At 64.3% G+C, this 19,262-nt stretch carries 10 protein-coding genes; 6 read left to right on the forward strand and 4 right to left on the reverse strand.

Features of this window, described 5'->3' with window-relative positions:
• Positions 1-846, reverse strand: coding sequence for an LLM class flavin-dependent oxidoreductase (locus tag MAB_RS10795; RefSeq protein ID WP_005098166.1), 846 nt, complete (start codon positions 844-846; stop codon positions 1-3).
• 55 nt (positions 847-901) lie between these two features.
• On the opposite strand from MAB_RS10795, the gene MAB_RS10800 reads away from it, so the two are divergent.
• The 4 genes from MAB_RS10800 (at position 902) to MAB_RS10815 (ending at position 4,262) form a co-directional block, all read left to right on the forward strand.
• Positions 902-1,666 carry a 3'(2'),5'-bisphosphate nucleotidase CysQ gene (locus tag MAB_RS10800; RefSeq protein WP_005061144.1) on the forward strand — a complete coding sequence of 255 codons (765 nt, stop codon included), beginning with the start codon at positions 902-904 and terminating at the stop codon, positions 1,664-1,666.
• 20 nt (positions 1,667-1,686) lie between these two features.
• Positions 1,687-2,925: a cysteine--1-D-myo-inosityl 2-amino-2-deoxy-alpha-D-glucopyranoside ligase gene (gene mshC / locus MAB_RS10805; protein ID WP_005110640.1), complete on the forward strand. Its 1,239-nt coding sequence runs from the start codon at positions 1,687-1,689 to the stop codon at positions 2,923-2,925.
• A 9-nt stretch (positions 2,926-2,934) separates the two neighbouring features.
• Positions 2,935-3,816 carry an SDR family oxidoreductase gene (locus MAB_RS10810; protein WP_005080168.1) on the forward strand — a complete coding sequence of 294 codons (882 nt, stop codon included), beginning with the start codon at positions 2,935-2,937 and terminating at the stop codon, positions 3,814-3,816.
• 71 nt (positions 3,817-3,887) lie between these two features.
• Positions 3,888-4,262, forward strand: a complete 375-nt coding sequence (locus MAB_RS10815) for a hypothetical protein (RefSeq protein WP_005080167.1) — start codon at positions 3,888-3,890, stop codon at positions 4,260-4,262.
• A 34-nt stretch (positions 4,263-4,296) separates the two neighbouring features.
• Here MAB_RS10815 and nbtC read toward each other — a convergent pair whose 3' ends face one another.
• The 3 genes from nbtC to MAB_RS10830 are packed head-to-tail and all read right to left on the reverse strand — an operon-like array spanning position 4,297 to position 9,471.
• Positions 4,297-7,329 (reverse strand): nocobactin polyketide synthase NbtC, encoded by a 3,033-nt coding sequence (gene nbtC / locus MAB_RS10820; RefSeq protein ID WP_005110643.1) that lies wholly within the window; start codon positions 7,327-7,329, stop codon positions 4,297-4,299.
• 55 nt (positions 7,330-7,384) lie between these two features.
• Entirely contained in the window at positions 7,385-8,710 is a 1,326-nt protein-coding gene (locus tag MAB_RS10825) for a beta-ketoacyl [acyl carrier protein] synthase domain-containing protein (RefSeq protein WP_005080165.1), read from the reverse strand.
• Entirely contained in the window at positions 8,707-9,471 is a 765-nt protein-coding gene (locus MAB_RS10830; RefSeq protein ID WP_005080163.1) for a thioesterase II family protein, read from the reverse strand. Before MAB_RS10830 ends, MAB_RS10825 begins: the two co-directional genes overlap by 4 nt.
• Before the next feature lie 227 nt (positions 9,472-9,698).
• On the opposite strand from MAB_RS10830, the gene MAB_RS10835 reads away from it, so the two are divergent.
• Positions 9,699-14,726 carry a non-ribosomal peptide synthetase gene (locus MAB_RS10835; RefSeq protein WP_005110645.1) on the forward strand — a complete coding sequence of 1,676 codons (5,028 nt, stop codon included), beginning with the start codon at positions 9,699-9,701 and terminating at the stop codon, positions 14,724-14,726.
• On the forward strand, positions 14,723-19,252 hold the full coding sequence (locus MAB_RS10840; RefSeq protein WP_005110647.1) for a non-ribosomal peptide synthetase: 4,530 nt from the start codon (positions 14,723-14,725) through the stop codon (positions 19,250-19,252). Before MAB_RS10835 ends, MAB_RS10840 begins: the two co-directional genes overlap by 4 nt.
• The last annotated feature ends 10 nt before the right edge of the window (positions 19,253-19,262 follow it).

Consider the following 19,262-nt stretch of genomic DNA (forward strand, 5'->3'; position numbering starts at 1 on the left):
CTAACGTGGCGGCCCGATCTCGACGCGGGCACGTAGTGCGGCCAGGGGATCGTCGTGCTCGGTGTGCCAGTCCGAGTCCAGATACCAGGTGTAGCCGCCGTCGTGCAGGGTCGCGATCTTCTCCCGAGTGGCATCGAGGTTGCTCCAATCGGTAGTCGCTTCGTACACCACGTCGTAGCCGTCCCCGTATCCCAGTTCACTTCGCAGTGAATGAATTTCACGGGCGGCATCCGCCCATCGATCCAGCGGTGGATTGAAGTCGAACCGTCCGTCGGCGGTGGTGATGTTCGGCAGCAGCCCATCGCAGCGGGCCGCGCGGGACATGGACTTCGCCGATCCGAGCAGACCCACGCACCAGGTGGTGATGCGTGGCGCTTGGACCGGTGGATCGGGTACCAAATGCGCAGTCGGCGTTACCTGATAGTGCTTGCCCTCATAACTGAAGGGTTGCCCCTCCCAGAGGCCGAACAGGACGTCTAGGCCCTCATCGAGCAGCTCGGCGCGGGTCCTGCGGCCCTGATCGCGTTCGAAGGCCAGCCAATTGTCGTGCAGCGCACCCATGCCCACGGAGAGGATGACGCGGCCACCGGAGAGCCGGTCCAGCGTTGCGGTGGTGGACGCCAGATCCCATGGTTTGCGGCGTGACAGGGGAGTCAGCATGGTGCCGAGCTTGATCCGGCTGGTGCGCATGGCGGCGGCGGTCAATGCCACCCAAGCGTCGACACCCCAGACGGGTTCCCAACCGAAGATCGCATCCCATCCCGCCTCTTCGGCCAGTGTTGCCAGCTGGGCGACGTCGGCGGCATCTCCTGTCGTCAGCACAATTCCGTATCGCATGGGAGCCATGCGCGTGAGTATGCCGACGGGGTGCGACAAATTCCGATCGGGTAATACTGACCGGGTGACTGTTTCCGATGCCGCGCTCGCCGCGGAGCTCGCCCACGAGGCCGGACAACTGCTGCTGCAGGTGCGTACCGAGCTTGGGTTCGACGACCCCAAGGGCCTCGGTGCGGCAGGCGACAAGCGTTCCAACACGCTGCTGCTGGAGCGGCTGGCGGCAGAGCGCCCCGCCGATGCGGTGCTCTCTGAGGAAGCCGTGGACGACAAGGCGCGTCTGGGTGCACAACGGGTGTGGATCATCGATCCGCTCGATGGCACGCGCGAGTTCGGCATGGAAGGCCGCAACGACTGGGCGGTGCATGTCGCCTTGTGGCAAGCCGACGGAGACGGCGGTTCGATCACCGACGCCGCGGTGGCGCTGCCCGGACTGGACACCGTGTTTCGTACCGACGAGACCAGGGTGACGGCTGCGGCGCGCGCTGAGGCGGATCCGATCCGGATCGTGGCCAGCGCTAGCCGGGCGCCCAAATTCCTCACCGATATGGCCGAGCGGCTCAACATCGAGCTGATTCCGATGGGTTCGGCGGGGGCCAAGGCCATGGCGGTCGTGCGTGGTGAGGCCGACGCGTACCTGCATGGCGGTGGGCAATGGGAATGGGATTCGGCGGCTCCCGCGGGAGTGGTGCTGGCGGCGGGGCTGCACGCCTCCCGGCTCGATGGATCTCCGCTTCGGTACAACGAGCCGCATCCGTACCTGCCCGACCTGATCATGTGCCGGCCGGATTTGGCGCCGGTGCTGCTGGACGCGGTCGCCGGGCGCGCCTAACGACCCCATAAGGTGTGGGTATGCAGTCGTGGGCGTCGGCGCCGGTTCCTGAACTCGACGGTGGTGGGCCGCAGCTGCGGCTGTATGACACCGCCGACCGTCAGGTACGTCCGGTCACCACCGGGCCGACCGCGACCATGTACGTGTGTGGCATCACCCCGTATGACGCTACTCATCTGGGCCATGCCGCAACATATCTCACGTTCGACCTGATCTATCGGCAGTGGCTGGACGCGGGCCTGGACGTGCATTATGTGCAGAACGTCACCGATATCGATGACCCGCTCTTCGAGCGGGCCGATCGTGACGGCATCGACTGGCGCGAGCTGGGGGACCGGGAAACAGAGCTGTTTCGTGGCGACATGACCGCGCTGCGGGTGCTACCGCCGCGGGAATATGTGCGTGCCACCGAGTCGATCGCCTGCATCATCGAGCTCGTCGAGAAGATGCTCGCGTCCGGGGCCGCGTACGTGGTGGACGACCCCGAGTATCCGGACGTGTACTTCCGCGTCGATGCCACCGAACAGTTCGGCTATGAGTCGGGGTACGACATCGAGACCATGTCGCGGCTTTTTGCCGAACGCGGGGGTGATCCAGGCCGTCCCGGCAAGGCCAACGAGCTCGACGCGCTGCTGTGGCGGGCCGCCAGGCCCGGGGAACCGAGCTGGGAGGCCTCGTTCGGGCCCGGCCGGCCCGGGTGGCATGTCGAATGCTCCGCGATTGTGCTGCGTGAGTTGGGCGCCGGTATCGACATCCAGGGGGGCGGCAGCGACCTGATCTTCCCGCACCACGAATACAGCGCCGCGCACGCCGAAGCTGTTACCGCGCAACGCCGTTTCGCGCGACACTACGTACACGCGGGGATGATCGGGTGGGATGGCCACAAGATGTCCAAGAGCCGGGGCAATCTGGTGAAGGTATCCGGGCTGACGGCGCAGGGGGTGGACCCCGCCGCGGTAAGGCTCGGGCTGCTGGCTGGTCACTACCGGGCCGATCGGTCCTGGAGTGATGCGGTGTTGGCTGACGCGCAGGGCAGGCTGGCCCGTTGGCGGCACGCGGTGGCACTGTCCGCCGCGCCGAGTGCCCGCGACGTGGTGGCCAGAGTCCGCCGCTACCTGGCCGATGACCTTGATACGCCTAATGCGCTTGCTGCCCTGGATAACTGGGTGACCGATGCACTGGCATACGGCGGTCACGATGCTGCGGCCGGCGCGCAGGTGCGCGATGCGGTGGATGCCCTGCTGGGAGTGCAGTTGTAGCGTCGTCGCATGGGTTCAACGGCGAACGGTGTTGCGGGCAAGACGGTCATGATCACCGGCGGTGCCGGCGGAATCGGTGTCGAGGTGGCGCACCGGCTGTATGCCAAGGGCGCCAACGTGGTGCTCACCGACCTGGACGAGGCCAAACTTGCCGCGATAGCGGACGAGCTGGGCGGTGATCGTGTACTGGTGGCGGTCGCCGATGTGTGCGACCTGACGGCCATGGAGAAAGTTGCCGCGCAGGCTGTCCAGCGGTTCGGCGGAATCGACGTGGTAGTCGCGAACGCCGGTCTGCTGACTTTCGGTTCGGTACTGCAGATCGATCCGGCCACCTTCAAGAAGCTGATCGACGTGAACGTGCTGGGTGTATTTCACACGGTGCGCGCCGCACTGCCGTCGGTGATCGAACGACGGGGGTACGTGCTCGTCGTGTCCTCGCTAGCCGCCTACGCCGCCTCGCCCGCGGTCACCGCGTATAACGCCTCCAAGGCGGCCGTGGAACATTTCGCCAATGCTTTGCGGCTGGAGGTCGCACATCGCGGTGTCGATGTCGGTTCGGCCCACATGTCCTGGATAGACACCTCGATGGTGAATGACCAGAAGTCGAATCTTTCGGCGTTCTCCGAGATGTTGACGCGACTGCCACCGCCGCTGCGCACAGTGACGTCCGTGCAAGCCTGCGGTAGGGCCTTTGTGAAAGGGATCGAACGGCGCAGCCGACGCATCAACTGTCCGGGCTGGGTCGGTATCACGCGGTGGCTCAAGCCTGTGCTCTCGACCCGACTGGGCGAAATCCCGGTGCGGGGCATGATTCCTGAGATTCTGCCGCGTATTGACGCGGAGGTGGCCGAGTTGCAACGGGCTGCCCGCGACGCCATCGAGCGGCCGTAGCGGCACTTTCTGCTGTGCGAGACCTCATTGGATACCCGCTACGGGTATGGGGTTAGGTGTAGGGTGGCCTCATGTCGCTCAGCGGTCTCAAGGACACGATCACCGTGACATCACAGTTTTTGTCTCATGGCCCGGCTGCCATGTGCTTCGCCGCCGTGGCCTTGGCGGTGGGGCTTGCCGCCGCCGTATTGGCTATTCCGGCCGCCGCGGGTCCCGCGCAGCCCGGGCCACAGGCTCCGGGTAACGCGCAGGACCTGATCGCCGCGCTCAAGAGCCGCGGAGATCAAGTCATCATCAACCGCAGCGGACCCGTCAAGCCTCTGTCGGAGTGCGTAGCCACCTCGGTGCGTGTCGGTCGGCACATCTACAAACAGGTTCCACAGCGTAAGGGGCCGGCCATCCGTTCGCTGGACTCACACGTCATGTACGTCATGGTGCAGTGCTAGGGGATTGCGATGCGCCGCAACGCTTGTCTCTGAGTTAGCGCGACTGGGCGGTGAGCGCGTCGATCACGTGGTCCACGGAGGCGCCGCCGAGCAGGTCCTGCACGGGCAGTTCGAAGTCGAGCTCGGCCTGCACGCGCCGACGAAACTCCAACGCCTGCAATGAATCCAGCCCCATCGCCACCATCGGCATGGCGGTGTCGATGGAGTCGGCATGGTCGGCGCCGATGACCTCGGCCAGCAGTTGCACCAGATGCCCGGATCTGTTTTCAGATACCACGGGGGCCGGCCGGGTGGTCTCGGCGGGCGCCACGGGACCGCCGTTGTCCTCGAGCTCCGAAAGCAGCGGCCCATACCCGAATACGCCCAGCATGGCGCGGGCTTGAGTCAGATCGAACGCCCCGACAAGGGTGTTGCCGTGGTGGTGGCCCATGCCGACGGCGAGCGCATCGGCGGGGCGCATCGGGTGCACCCCCGCGGCGGCGAGCTTGGCGATACCGGCATCACCGAGATCGAGGTGCACGGTCCACTGGCCCCACTGTATGGACGTGCAGTCCAGCCCGGACGCCCGCCGCGTGGAGGCCAGCACGTCCAGCATCCTGTTACCCGCCGCGTACATCAGCTGTCCCTTGCCGCCGATCGTTGCGGCCAGGGACGAGCACAACATGACGCGGCAAGAATCGGTGCGGGGCACCGTGTCCAGAACATTCGAGATCCCAATGACCTTGGCGCGTAACGCGTCCTGAAATTTGTTGGTAGTTACCTCGGACAACGGGGTATCCGAGTAGTCCACCGCGGCATGGACGATGAGGTCTGCCGGCGTGTCCCGGAGCTGATCGGCGAGCGCGGTGACGGCCGCCGTATCGGTCACGTCACAGGGCAGCGCACGTACCTTGGCGCCGGTGCTGCGCCGGATGGCATCCAGGCGCCCGGTCACCGCGTCGGTTTCGCCGGAACGGCTGATCAACGTGATCTGGCGGGTACCCATCCGGGCGTAGTGCTCGCAGAATTCCTGGCCGAGTTTTCCGGTGCCGCCGGTGATCACCACATGGGCGGGCGCCACGACGCGGGATGATTCATCCCCGTCCTGATCGATGTCGAGGACGCGCTTGGCGTACATGCCATCCGCGCGCAACGCCAGCTCCGATTCGCCGGCCGACTGCAGTGCGGCCAGGATGTTGTCAGCCTTGTCAGGGCTGGCGATATCGGACGTGAGATCCAGATGCCGGAAGGCGATGCCGGGATGTTCGGTGCCCATGCACCGGAAACCGGCGGCGATCGCGGCGTGCACCGGGTGCGCTGGTCCGTCGTCGGCGATGGCTTGCTCGCCGCCGACGGTGACAAGCCAGCAGCCGGTGACCGTGCTCGACAGCCTGGGCCACCAGGTCCGGTTGCCGAAGAACCGCGCGACCGCGTCGGCGGCCTCGTGATCATCGAGCAGCGCCGGGGAGGGCAGCACGATGACCACCGTGTCGGCATCCCCGATGCCGGATTCATCCGTCCCGGTGACGATTCGGGCCGAGGAGCCGAAGTTGGGCGCGCTGTCACGAAGGGCCTCAACAAGGGCACCGGCATCGCCGGTGCCATCGATGAAGGCGTAGGACCTGGGTGGCATCATCGATCGCCGGGTCACCTTGGCCCACGCCTCACGCAGCAGTCGGGGATATGCCCGGGAATCGTTGCCCATCTCCACGCGGCGTTCGGCCTCGGGGGTGACGATCGGCTGCTTCGGCACCGCGACCCCGCTGGTGTCCGCGCGGTACGAGAGCCATAGCGGGATGTCATTGTTCTGCACGTTCGGGAAATCGCGCAATGGCAGCGATACCCGGTCGGGTGCCTCGGTGCGTAGGGCATCCCAGTTGTAGTCCAGATCGTGCACCGCGATCTTCGCGAGATTGGCGGTGAACTCGCCGAGATCCGTCGCGTTTCGGTGGGACGTACCCACTACGCAGGCAGTGCGTTCGGAGCCCAGCGCTGCCAGGTTCTCCCGGAGAGCCAGCTGCAGCGTGGGGTGCTCGGCCAACTCCACAAAGGTGTCGACGTGAGCGGCCGCCGCGGTCGCGACGGCGCGGTCGAAACGCACGGCATTGCGCAGATTCCAGAACCAGTACTGGTCGACGGGCATCTCGGGGCTGATTGCGGTCCCGAGTGTTGCTCCGATGCAATCAATTTCGGAGACCGTGAACTCACCGGCGTCCAGGTTTTCAGTCAGTGCATGGCGAATCTGAGCGCCGATGGAGGCGATCATGCTGGTATGTGCCGGATAGCGGACGGGGATCACGCGCGCGAACACACCGTCCTCGATGAGGTGCTCGACGATTTGGTGAACCGTCTCGCGCTGGCCGGAGATGCCCACCATCGAAGGAGAGTTGATGACCGAAAGCTCGGCCCAGCCAGAATTCCGGGCAAGAAGCTCTTCGCAGGTATCGCGGTCGGTCGCGATGACCGCCATCGCGTAGTCATCGGCGGGGAACTCGTCGGCGATTCCGGCCCGGGTGCCGACAACGGTCACCGCGTCGTCGAGGGACATGACGCCCGAGACGTAGGCCCCGGCGATCTCGCCCTGGCTGTGCCCGACGACTGCCCGCGGGGTTACGCCCACCGTGCGCCACAGCGCCGCCAGCCCCACCATCTGGGTGAAGAGGGCAGGCTGAACGACAGTCGCACTGTCATTCGTGGGCAGTTGATCGTCGAGCAGATAGCTCAGCGGTGAACGGCCGAATTGCTTGTCGAACAAGTCCGCGCAGCGTTCTACCTCGGCACGGAAGCTGGGGAACGCGTCGTAAAAGAGCCGGCCCATTCCGGGGCGTTGCCCACCCTGCCCGGGGAATACGAACCCGTGGCGGCGCGCGGTAGCGGGCTCGGAATTGCGCACGACGAGCGGATGCTCGGTGCCGGCGACCACGGTACGTAGCGCGGCGACGAGTTGATCATGATTCTCGACGGTGGCCAATGCCCGATACCGGCGTGCGACGCGGGTGCGAAAGATCATGCCCGCAATGCGGTTTGGCGCGATCCGCGGGTGATCAGCGACGTATGCGAGAAGCGCCGAAGCCTCGCGGCGAAGCACCTCTGGTGTATCTGCGGAGAGCAGGACCGGGATGGTTCCATTGGGTAAGCGGTGGCTAGAAATCGTCCCCGTCCTCTCCCTGTGCGTCCATGGCGGGCATCGCGATGATGGCATGAGCGTTGGCGCCCCCCGCTCCGAAGGACGAGACCGAGCCGTAGCGGATGCCGTCTTTGGGTTCCCACGGGTGCAGCTTCGTGGCCAGGCGAATCCCGGTCATCGACCAGTCAATCTTGGTGGTGGGGTTGTCCGCGAAGAGCGTCGGCGGGATATGCCCGTGTTGTCCGGACAGCAGGAGCTTTATCAGACCCACCATGCCGGCGGCGGATTGTGCGTGTCCGGCATTGGATTTCGCGGACCCTAGCAGGGCATTCGAGCCGCCCGCGCCGTATGTGCTTTGCAGCGCCAGGATCTCCAGCGGGTCGCCGGCACGCGTTCCCGTGCCGTGCCCCTCGAGCATCCCGACATCGGCCGGATCCACACCGGAAGCGGCGATGGTGGCGGCGACCAGCTTGGCCTGTGCCCGTCCCCGTGGCACGAGAATGGGTTTGCCGCCGCCGTTGTGGTTGGTGCGTACGGCCATGATGCGTCCGTACACCCGGTGTCCCAGGGCGCGCGCCCGTGACTCGCGCTCCAGTACGACCATTCCCACGGCCTCGCCCCAGAGTGTGCCGTTGGCCTCGTCCGAATAGGAGCGGCAGTGCCCGTCGGGGTCGAGCGCGTGCATGCGAGAAAATTCGTAAAACCCTCCGGGCGAGCCCATGACACAGACTCCGCCGGCGATGGCCCACTCGCATTCGTCCGCACGAACGGCGGACGCCGCGAGATGCAGCGCCGCCAACGACGAAGCACACGCGGAGTCGACACAGACGGATGGGCCGATGAGGCCCAGGCCGTGCGAGATTCGGCCCGCGGCACCCAGCTGTCCGCGGCCGACGACACGCATTCCGCTGTGCGCGTTGACTTCACCGACTGGCGGCCCGTATTCGTTAGGGGAGATGCCGATGAAACAACCGGCTTCCGATCCGTCGACTGCTCCCGGATTGAGCCCGGTGTTTTCCAGCGCCTTCCACGCGACCCGCATGGCTACCCGCTGCTGCGGATCCATCGCCACGGCCTCACGCTGCGTGATGCCGTAGAAAGTGGGGTCGAAAGCGCTTGCGTCGGTGATGAATCCGCCGGCATCGGAAATGCGGCCCCAGCCGTCCAGGTTCGACAGCGATAGCAGCTCGTCCACTGGCCAGCCACGGTCACGGGGGAACGCCGAGATGAGTTCGCGACCGTCGGCCAGCGCATTCCAGAATGCCGCCGGGGTGTCGATCCCACCCGGCGCCTCGATCGCCATTCCGGAGATGACGACGGGGTCAACGTGAACGGCGGTCATCGTTGTGGCGAGGACGCGGAGGCAGAGTTCGCGACCAGCAGCTCGGCCAGTGCCTCGGTTTGCGAGTTCAGGAAGAAGTGGCCGCCGTCGAACAACGTCACCTCAAGTGCGTCGGTGTGCTGAGCCCAACCGTATAAATCGCGCATCGTGATCATCGGGTCCTGGTCTCCGCCGATCGAATGGATGCGTGCCGCAACCTTGGCGCCGTCGGCACACTGGTACGCGTTGAAGGCCTGGTAGTCACCCTTCATGACGGGTAACGCCATCCGCATCACATCGAGATTGCCCATGACCGTGGAGTTCGTGCCCTCAAGGGCACCCATGTGGGCCAACACCGCGTCATCATCGGTGGGCAGCGCGGGCTTATCCGCGATATTGCAGGGTGCCACTGCCGAGGAAACGGTCAGCTGATGTACATCCAGGCCGGCGGCCTCGGCCAGCCGGGCGAACTCGAAGGAGACCACGGCCCCCATGCTGTGGCCGAAAGTATGGATGGGTACGCGTCGATTGTGTTCCGACGACTGGAACTCGGCGAAGGCACCCGCGGCAATATCGGACAGGGTCGGGAGGGCCGGCTCACCTGCCCGATCCTGCCTGCCCGGGTATTGGAAGACGAGCACATTGAAATTTGCTGAAGAAGCCTTGGAGAGCGTGCGATAGGCCGAGGCTCCGGCCCCTGCATGCGGAAAAATCAGCAGCAATGGTGCATCGGGTGACTCCGGCTTATGAAACTGCCTGATCCATCCGAGTTTGCGATCCACGTCGAGCTTCCTTCCAACTTGCAGATAGTTAGATTAGCCTAACGTAACCCGTTCGGAGGTATGTGGCTCATCCATGTGCGGGTGATGCACGGCACCCATGGGGCGTTACGCGGCGTGTCCGACAGATATTAAGGTAAGGCTAGGCATAGTTCCTAGATTGAGGTGGTTCATTTCATGCGCGCGGAGTCGTTCGGATTCCAGGCTTCTGTCATGAGCGGAGACGCTCGGTGACCGGCGATCAGCTGTCCGCCCTGGACCGTAGGCGGGAACTATTGCGCAGGCGGCTTGCCGAGAGTGGCGTGGCGGCGCAGGCTGTGGAATCCGCGCCCCGTGTGCAAGCGGGGGAGCGCCGTGGACTCGCACCAGGCCAGCGGCGCATGTGGTTCATGCAAACCAAGGACCCAGCGGACACATCGCTCAATATCTGTGTCGCGCATCGAATGCGGGGTGCACTCGATCAAACGCGCTTGCGTGACGCCGTCGCGGCGGTAATTCGGCGTCATGACGTATTGCGCACCGTCTATGGGGTCGACAGTGCCGGAGAGCCGTATCAGCTTTTTGTCGAGGAATTCGAAGTTCCTTGGACCGCAGTAGATTTAACAGACCTGACGGGCGATGCTCAGGACAGGCAGGTCCGGGCTTTGGCGGACAGTGAGTTCGGACGGCCCTTCGACCTGGCTGCCGATCGGCCGCTCCGGGTCACGCTGCTGCGGCTCGGTGCCGAAGACTTCGTGGTCCTGTTGGTGGTGCACCACATTTGTTGGGATGACAATTCGTGGGAGGTCTTCTTCGCCGAACTGAGCGAGTATTACCACGGTCGTCCCGTCCAGGGCGAGGCGCCGCAGTTCATGGTGGTGAGTGCGGACACAGAACCGTCATCGGACGCCGATCTCACGTATTGGCGCCGGGCACTGACTCCGCTCCCGGACCCGCTGGAGCTTCCCGGAGCCGCGAGCACGTATTCCTCTCGCGCCGCTCGGCGTCTTGCGGTGCCGATGCCTGCCGAAACCGCTGCTCGCATCGAGGAGTTCGCCCGCGAACATTCCGCTACACCATTCATGGTGCTCCTGGCGGCGTTCGGGGTGCTCGTTCATCGGTATACCGGATCGCGTGATTTCGTGACCGCGATTCCGGTGGCAGAGCGAAAGTCCAATGCGGAAAAAGCAATCGGCTATTTCGGTAATACGCTGTTACTGCGTACGGTGGTGAACCCGGACGATAGCTTCGCCTCGCATGTGGCTGCGGTACGCGAGGTGTGCCTGGATGCGTTCGGCCACCAGAATGTCGGTATCGACGAGGTGGTCCGCGAGGTAAATCCGAGCCGCTCTATCGGTCATGACGGGATGGACGAGCTGGTCCGGCTGGGCTTCAGCATGCGTAAGGACGCCAGTGGGTATCGGCTGGAGGGCGTCGATGTCACGCAACTCGACCTGGCCGCGGTAAGCGCGCAATTGCCGTTGTCGTTGGCGATCGCCACCGAATCCAGCGGCACGATCGTCGAATTCGAATACCAGACAGATGTGCTGCCGCAATGGCTTGTTGGTCAGCTCCTGGTGCACTATCAAAGGCTCCTTGCGGATGGTTTGAGTCGGCCGGAAGAAACGCTCGCACGCTTGGAGCTGTTCGATGCCGAAGAGCATTCGGCTCTGCTCGATCAGTCTCACGGAGTCTTGACGCGGCCTTCCGCCGCCACTTTGGTAGATCTTCTGGACGCGGCTGCCCGGGCGACGCCCGAGGCACTGGCAGTGGTATCCGATGACGTGGAGCTCACCTACGAGCTGCTGCAGCAGCGCTCGAATCGCTTCGCCCGCTGGCTCGTCGCGCAGGGGGCGGGCACCGAGGATGTGATCGCGCTGCAGATGTCCACCTCGGTCGAGTTCATCGTCGCGATGCTCGGAGTTCTCAAGTCGGGTGCGGCCTACATGCCTATCGATCCCGCATTGCCCGAAGAGCGCATCGAATATCTGATTGCCGACGCGAAACCGCGGATTGTGATGCGCCCGCAGGAGTTTCGGGTAGCTGAGGCGGCGGCCACCGGGCTTGGCGACGCACCGATCACCGACGCAGATCGTTTGCGTCCGTTGCTGCCCGACAACCTGGCGTACGTGATCTACACATCGGGATCGACAGGGCGGCCGAAGGGTGTTGCCGTGGCACATGCGGCGATTGCCGAGCATGTGGTGTCCTTCACCGCCGAGTGGAGCATGACCGCGGATGACCGGATGCTGCAATCCACGTCGGTCAGCTTCGATGCGTCGCTCGCGGACATCTTGTGCCCGCTGTCCCTGGGGGCGCAGCTTGTCATCCCGAAGCCCAACCCGTTCTCTGATATCGGCTACGTCGCCGATTTGGTGCGCCGTCGCGGCGTGACAGTGCTGCACATGGTGCCCTCGCTACTCGGTTCGGTATTGCTGTTACCGGAAGCCCGTGAGCTGCGGGGACTTCGGCATGTTCCGGTGGGTGGTGAAGCCCTTCCGGGCGAGGTGGCCGACAAGTTCGCGACCATGTTTGATGCCGAACTGCGCAACCACTATGGGCCCACCGAAGCGGTGGTGTGTTCGACATACATGTCTGTCCGGGGACCCCAAGGTAATTCGATCGTGCCGATCGGTCGGCCCAATCAAAATGTCTATGCCTACGTGCTGGATCAGGCGCTGAAACTGGTCCCCGCCGGCGTTGTCGGCGAGTTGTATCTCGGTGGTGCACAATTGGCGCGAGGCTACCGCGCCCGGCCGGTGCTCACCGCCGAGAGGTTTGTGGCCGACCCGTTCGGTTCGGGTGGGCGGCTCTATCGCACCGGTGACCTGGTGCGGCGCAATGCCCGGGGTGAATTGGAGTTCGTCGGCCGCGCCGACGAGCAGGTCAAGGTCCGGGGATACCGCATCGAGCTCGGCGAGATCGAGGCGGTTATCGGTGCCGACCCACGCGTCGGGCACTGCGTTGCGACGGTGGTAGACGATCCGCAGGTGGGCTCGCTGCTGGCCGCGTACGTAGTACCTGCTGGTGGCACCCGGGAAATCGATCTGGACGAACTGCGCGCTCGTGCGCAGGAAGCATTGCCCGCATACATGGTGCCCACCGCATTCGCGGTCATTCCGGAGATTCCGTTGACCACCAGCGGTAAGCTCGACAAGCGGGCGCTACCTACCCCGGACGCGTTGACGGAGCGGGCATTTCGGTTGCCGGTGACGCCGACCGAGCGCCGGATGTGCGCGATTTACTCGCACCTGTTCGGGAAAGAGCGTGTGGGACTGGATGATTCGTTCTTTGAACTGGGTGGGCATTCGCTCCTGGCCGCCCGTTTGGTGGCACAGATCCGGGCACAGTTCGGCATCGATCTGACGGTGCGTGCGGTGTTCGATCGCCCCACCCCGGCCGGGCTGGCCGAGCAGTTGGTCACCTACTTCCGCGAAGAGTTCGAGATCGAGCTCGATGAACTTGACCTTGACGAGTCGGACGAGATGGAGGCCGCGCCGCAGGACGGCCGACCGGATCTCGTTGCGGCAGAGCGGCCGGAGCGTTTACCGCTGTCTTCGTCGCAGCTGTCCATGTGGTTCGAGTGCCAGATGGAGGGCGTCACCGATATCGGCAATATGTGGCTGGCATTGCGATTCGACGGACCGTTGCAGACTCCTGCCTTAATTGCGGCTCTCAACGATGTGGTAGCCCGTCATGAGGCGCTGCGGACCAATATCGCGATCCACGAAGGTGCGCCGTATCAGATAGTGCATCCCTCGCGTGAGCTGGCGGTCCCGATTCTGCGGTCTTCTCCGGAGGGCCTTTCGGACACGCTGGCCGAGCTGCGGCACCATATTTTCGGCCTCGAAACGGAGTCCTTGATCAGGCCCGCCATCATCGAATTGAGTGCGCAGGAGCATGTGCTGGCCCTGGTGGTGCATCACATAGTGGTGGATCACGCTTCGTTCACGGTGATCGTCGACGACCTCATCGCGGCCTATCGGGCCCGCCTCGAGGGCCAGGCCCCACAATGGGATCCGCAACCGGTACAGTACGCCGATTACGTTCTGTGGCAACGTGATGCGTTTGCCCCCGATAGTGAATTCGGGCAAGCAGAGGTGAATTTCTGGCGCCAGCAACTGGCCGGTGTGCCTACCGAGATCGCGGTGGCGCACGATCGTGCTCGGCCGCAGATCCTCGGAAAGCGAGGTGAGGTCGCCAAATTCGTCATGGAGCCCGAGCGTAGACAGGCGCTGACCCGGATGGCCGAACAGCGTGGCGTCACCGAGTTCATGGTCTATCAGGCGGCGCTGGCTGTTGTTCTGCATCGGCTGGGTGGCGGTACCGACATTGTGATCGGCAGCCCGGTGGCCGCACGGGTGCATCCACATGTTGCGAAGCTCGTCGGGCTGTTCGCGAACATGGTGGCGTTGCGCAATGACCTGTCTGGTGATCCGTCGTTGCGTAGCGTGCTGGAGCGAAGCCGGGATGCCACACTCAACGCACACGCTCACCAGGAGCTACCCATCGAAAAACTGGTTGAGGCTGTCAACCCGGTGCGCTCGCTGTCGTGGAACCCGCTGTTCCAGACCATGGTCAATTTCCGCGGTGCGGACTGGGGTACCGCCGCGCGGGACGTGACGGTTTCCGGCGAGACCACTGTGGTGCCGTTGCCCATGGAAGTGGACGTGTCCTATCTGGACTTGAACTTCGCGTTGAACGTCACGCCGTCGGGCGGTCTCGACGTGTCGGTGGTCGCCAACGCTGATCTCTATGATCACGAGACCACCCGGATGATCGCGCAGGCCCTGGACACCGCATTCGATGCGTTCGTAAACAACCAGGAATCAAGGGTTTCCGAGATTGTGCTGCTTCCGGCTGATGCCATGGCGCAGCTGATGGCGCCGCCGGCCGCCGCTGTCGAGCCTGTCACCACCCCATCGGTGGAGGGCTCGGAGGAAACCAAGCTGGTACTTATCTCCATTCTGGAGGAACTCCTGGAGATCAGCGATGTCGACCCCGAGGACAATTTCTTTGCCCTCGGCGGCGATAGTGTCATCTCTATCCAATGGTCCACGCGTGCGGCCGAGCGTGGACTGGCGATGACTCCGCAAATGGTCTTCGAATGCGCCACCATCGCTCAGCTGGCGGGGGCCGTGGACGCCGCTGATCGGGTTGTGACAGAAGGCGATTCGCATCTCGTCACGCCGCCGGTGCAGAGCGCGCCGATGAGCGCTTCTGGTTTGAGCGCCGACGCATTGGCCGAGCTCACCGCATCCTGGCAGGCGCAGTCGTGACGGGTACCGAACAGCAGCCGCAGATCGAGGACGTGCTGGCGCTGAGCCCCTTGCAGGAGGGATTTTTCGCGCTGTCTCAGCTCGCCGACGAGAGTGTCGATCTGTACAGCATGCAGTTCGTCGCGGACATCGATGGAGGCCTGGACGTTGACCTGTTGCACCGCAGTGCGCAGGCCTTGCTTACCCGGCATCCCAACCTGCGTGCGGCCTTCTGGGACCGTGGGCTGCCCAAGCCCGTCCAGATTGTGCCGACACATGCGGACATCCCGTGGGAAGAACGTGAAGCGCAGCCCACGGAGTTCGACGAGATCGCGTTGCGCGAGCGGCTGCGCCCCTTCAATCTGGGCAAGGGGCCGGCGATTCGCCTCGTGCTACTCACCGTCCCCGGTGAGTCACGCCACCGAATGATTGTCACCAGCCATCACATCCTGATGGATGGCTGGGCCATCGCGATCTTCTTCAGCGAGTTGCTCGCCGTCTACCAGGCAGGAGGGTCCCTAGCCGGGCTGCCAGCGGTGCGGCCCTATCGCGACTACATCGCCTGGCTCAACGCTCAGGACACCACCGAGGCCACCGCCCGGTGGACCCGCTATCTGGGCACGGTATCCGGCCCCCTGATGCTGGCAGACGGAGCCGTAGCCGCTCACGACAACGTGCCCGAGAAGTCGCAGTTTCTTTTGGCGCCAGAGGAAACCGCACGGCTTCGGCAATGGGCGGCGGCCAACGGGCTGACGCTGAACACCGTGACCGCATTCGCCTGGGCGCTTGTCCTCGGCAGGCTGACCGACCGCACCGATGTCGTCTTCGGCACGATCGTGTCTGGACGGCCCAAGGAACTACCTGACGTCGAGCGGATGGTCGGACTCTTCATCAACTCGGTGCCCATGGTGCACCACATCGATTATTCGGCCTCGGTGGTCGAGCAGTGCGTGCAGCTGCAGCGTGAAGCGGCGGCGATGCGCGATATCGGTTATCTGAGTCTGTCGACACTGCAGCGGGCAGAGGGCAGCGCCGCACTGTTCGACACCCTGTTTGTCTTCGAAAACGCCCCGATCGGCGACGTCGTCCAGGAAGTCGAGATGGCCGACGGTGCCCGCTTCCGCCCGGTCGAAATGGAGAGTTTGGCGCACTACCCGCTGACGGTGGTGTCGCATATGCACGGCGACTCACTGTTGGTGCTTATCGAAGCGATTCCCCAGGCGTTACCTCATGTTTCGGGCGCCAGCGTTGGCGAACGCCTGGTGTCGGTCCTACGGCAGCTTCCGGATATCGGCGGCGGAACGCCGGATGCTCTCGAGCTGTTGACGGCACGGGAACGCGCCGAGATCGTTGTCACGGCCTCGGCGGCCGATCCATCGGTGGTATCGGTGTGGGACCTATTCGAGAGAGAGGCACAGGCACACCCCGAGTCGCTCGCACTCGTGGCGGACGCCGGGACGCGTTATACGTATGCGCAGTTGCGTGGTGCGGTGTCGCGGCTGTGTGCGGAATTGATCGAGAGCGGGGTGACTCCGGAAACGACAGTAGCGCTGGCACTTCCGCGCTCAGCCGACTCGATCATTGCCATTCTCGCGGTGTTGGCGGCGGGTGCTGCCTACGTCCCGGTGGATATCGGGCTACCCGCCGCACGCGTTGAATCGATTCTGCGGCAATCCAATCCCACACTTGTCATCACGGTCGACCGGCATCGCGATATTGCCGGTCGGGGATATCAGGTCCTGATCCTCGATGATCCCGAGACCGCCGCGCGGATCTCCGGTCGTTCGGAGTCCGGCCACGCGGTGGTCGTACACCGCGATCAAAGCGCGTACCTGATCTTCACCTCCGGATCGACGGGAGAGCCCAAGGGTGTGGTCGGCACGCATGCCGCACTGATGAGCTACTTCGCCGACCACCGGGATCGTGTATATCGGCCCGCTACGGCGCGACTCGGCCGCAAGCTGCGTATTGCGCACGCCTGGTCGCTGAGTTTCGACGCATCCTGGCAGCCGATGATCGGCCTGCTGGATGGGCACGCTGTGCACCTATTCGATGCCGAAGCCATGCGGGATGCCAGCTTGCTCGTGCGGGGTATGGCCGAGCGTGGTGTCGACATGATCGATACCACGCCTTCGATGCTGGCGCAGCTGTCCGCCGCGGGGCTTCTGGATCATGAGCTGGCCGTGCTGGCACTCGGTGGCGAGGCGATCGAAACCGCGTTGTGGGACCGGCTGCGCTCGTTGAGCGACACTGCCGTCTACAACTGCTACGGCCCCACCGAGACGACGGTCGAGGCGGTGGTGGCTGCCGTAAAGGAGTACCCGGCGCCCACCATTGGTACGCCGAACCAGGGCATGGTCGGATACGTGCTTGATTCACGCCTACGGCCGGTGCCCGATGGTGCCGTCGGCGAGCTGTATCTCGCGGGCGCCCAACTGGCCCGCGGTTACGCGGGAAAGCCTGCGGTGACGGCGGCCGCCTTCGTGGCCGATCCGCGGCGGGCAGGCCAGCGGATGTACCGCACCGGCGATCTCGTACGCCGATTGCCACACGGTGGTTTCGCCTATCTGGGACGGGCCGACTCGCAGGTAAAGATTCGTGGCTACCGGGTCGAGGTCGGTGAGATCGAGTCGGCGCTGCGCCTGCAACCGGATATCCAGACCGCCGCGGTGACTGTCGTGCGTCGTGCCGGGGGTGCGAGCCTCGTTGGATTTGTTGTCTGTGAAAAAGATACGTTCGACTCTGCCCGGACCATGATGCGTCTGGCCGACCGGTTGCCGTCGTACATGATGCCCTCGCGCCTGGTGCCTCTTCCGCAGTTGCCGGTCACGGTGAACGGCAAGCTCGACGGCGGCGCGCTGGAGCGCCTCGCACGCGAGGCATTGTCCGGCGGTGCGGTCGGCGAACAGGCACAGCCGGCCACCGCAACCGAATGCGTGCTCTGCGAATGCTGTGCAGAGCTGTTTGACGGAACCGCGCCGGGTATCGACGAGGACTTCTTCTCTCTCGGAGTGGACAGTATTGTCGCGATTTCCTTGGTCAACAAGGCACGTAAACGCGACCTGGTGATCACCCCGCGCATGGTGCTGGCCGCGCCGACCATCCGTCAGCTCGCGGCGCTTGTCGACACTCGTGGTCACGTGGATTCCCTGGCGGGAGAAGCTGATTACGGTGAGGTGCCACCGTTGCCGGTGGTTTCGTGGATGTATGAGAGCGAGATCTATCGTCGACTCTCGTTGTCGGTCCTGGTTCGGCTGCCTGCGGGAATCGACCGTCCGGGGATCGAACGGATGCTTCAGTTGCTTCTCGACGGATTCACCATGTTGCGGTCGACCCTGGTCGACACTCCCGACGGCGCCCGAGTCGTCACCCGCGAACCGGGAGTGGTGCGCGGCGAAAGTGTGCTCAGCAGAGTCGAGTTGCCCACGGGTGAATCCGCTCATGCCGCCATCACCAATGCCGCACGGCAAGCCTTTGACTCCTTGGACCCGCGCTCGGGCGCGATGATGCGGGCAGTCTGGTTGGCATCTCGCGATTCGGGTGATGTGCTGTTATTGACCGTCCACCATCTGGCCATGGACGTGGTTTCTTGGCACATCGTGCTCGGTTATCTCGCCGACGCGTGGATAGCGGTGCGATCCGGTACAGCGCCCAAGGCGCCGATGGAATTCACGTCATACCGGCAGTGGAGCCAGCTCATGCACCAACGCGCGTCCAGCCACGACGTACTGCGCCAGCGTGATTACTGGGCCGAACAGGTTTCGGGTGCTGATCCAGAGCTCGGTTCCAGGCATGCCGATCCTTCCCGGGACACCTGGGGGACACTGCAGACCACCGCGGTGCCGACCCCGGTAGCGGTGACCACACGGCTGCTGGCCTCGCTGAACAAGCCCGAAGGTGTCTACAGCTTTTTGTTGTCCGCCCTGGCGGTCACGGTGGCAAGTTGGCGAAAACTGCGCGGACAGGACTCCACCGCAGGCACTTTGGTGTCGTTGGAGGGGCACGGCAGAGCGGATGGCGAGCTGGATACCGATACCAGCGGCACCGTCGGGTGGTTCACCACCGTGTATCCGGTGCGAGTTGCCGCGGGTGAAGCGGCGATAGATGTCGACCGGATGGAGAACGACGTCAACGCGGCCCGACAGTTGCTGGCCGGGGTGGCGCGACACATCGACGAAATCCCTTATCAGGGATTAGATTATGGGTTGCTTCGCTATGTGCGGGGCTGCGAGGAGCTGAGCTCTGCGCGCGACCCGCAGATCCAGTTCAACTATGTGGGCCGGATGGATATCAGTGGGATCGACGATCAACCTTGGTCGCTTATCACCGACGCCAGGAGTCTGGCGGTGCCGCCGGACTCGGAACCGGATCTACCGCTGCGGTTTGCCATCAACATCGGTTCGGCGGTGATGACGACACCTGAAGGGCCTCAGCTGCTCACGAACTGGCAGCTGAGTTCAGCACTGTTCACCCCGGCGGATGCCAGCCGGCTGGCGCAGTTGTGGCAGCGCAGCGTGGCCGCACTGGCCGGGGCACTCGACGGATAGCGACGGGAAG

This window comes from Mycobacteroides abscessus ATCC 19977 (genome assembly GCF_000069185.1).
Classification (GTDB): Bacteria; Actinomycetota; Actinomycetes; order Mycobacteriales; family Mycobacteriaceae; genus Mycobacterium; species Mycobacterium abscessus.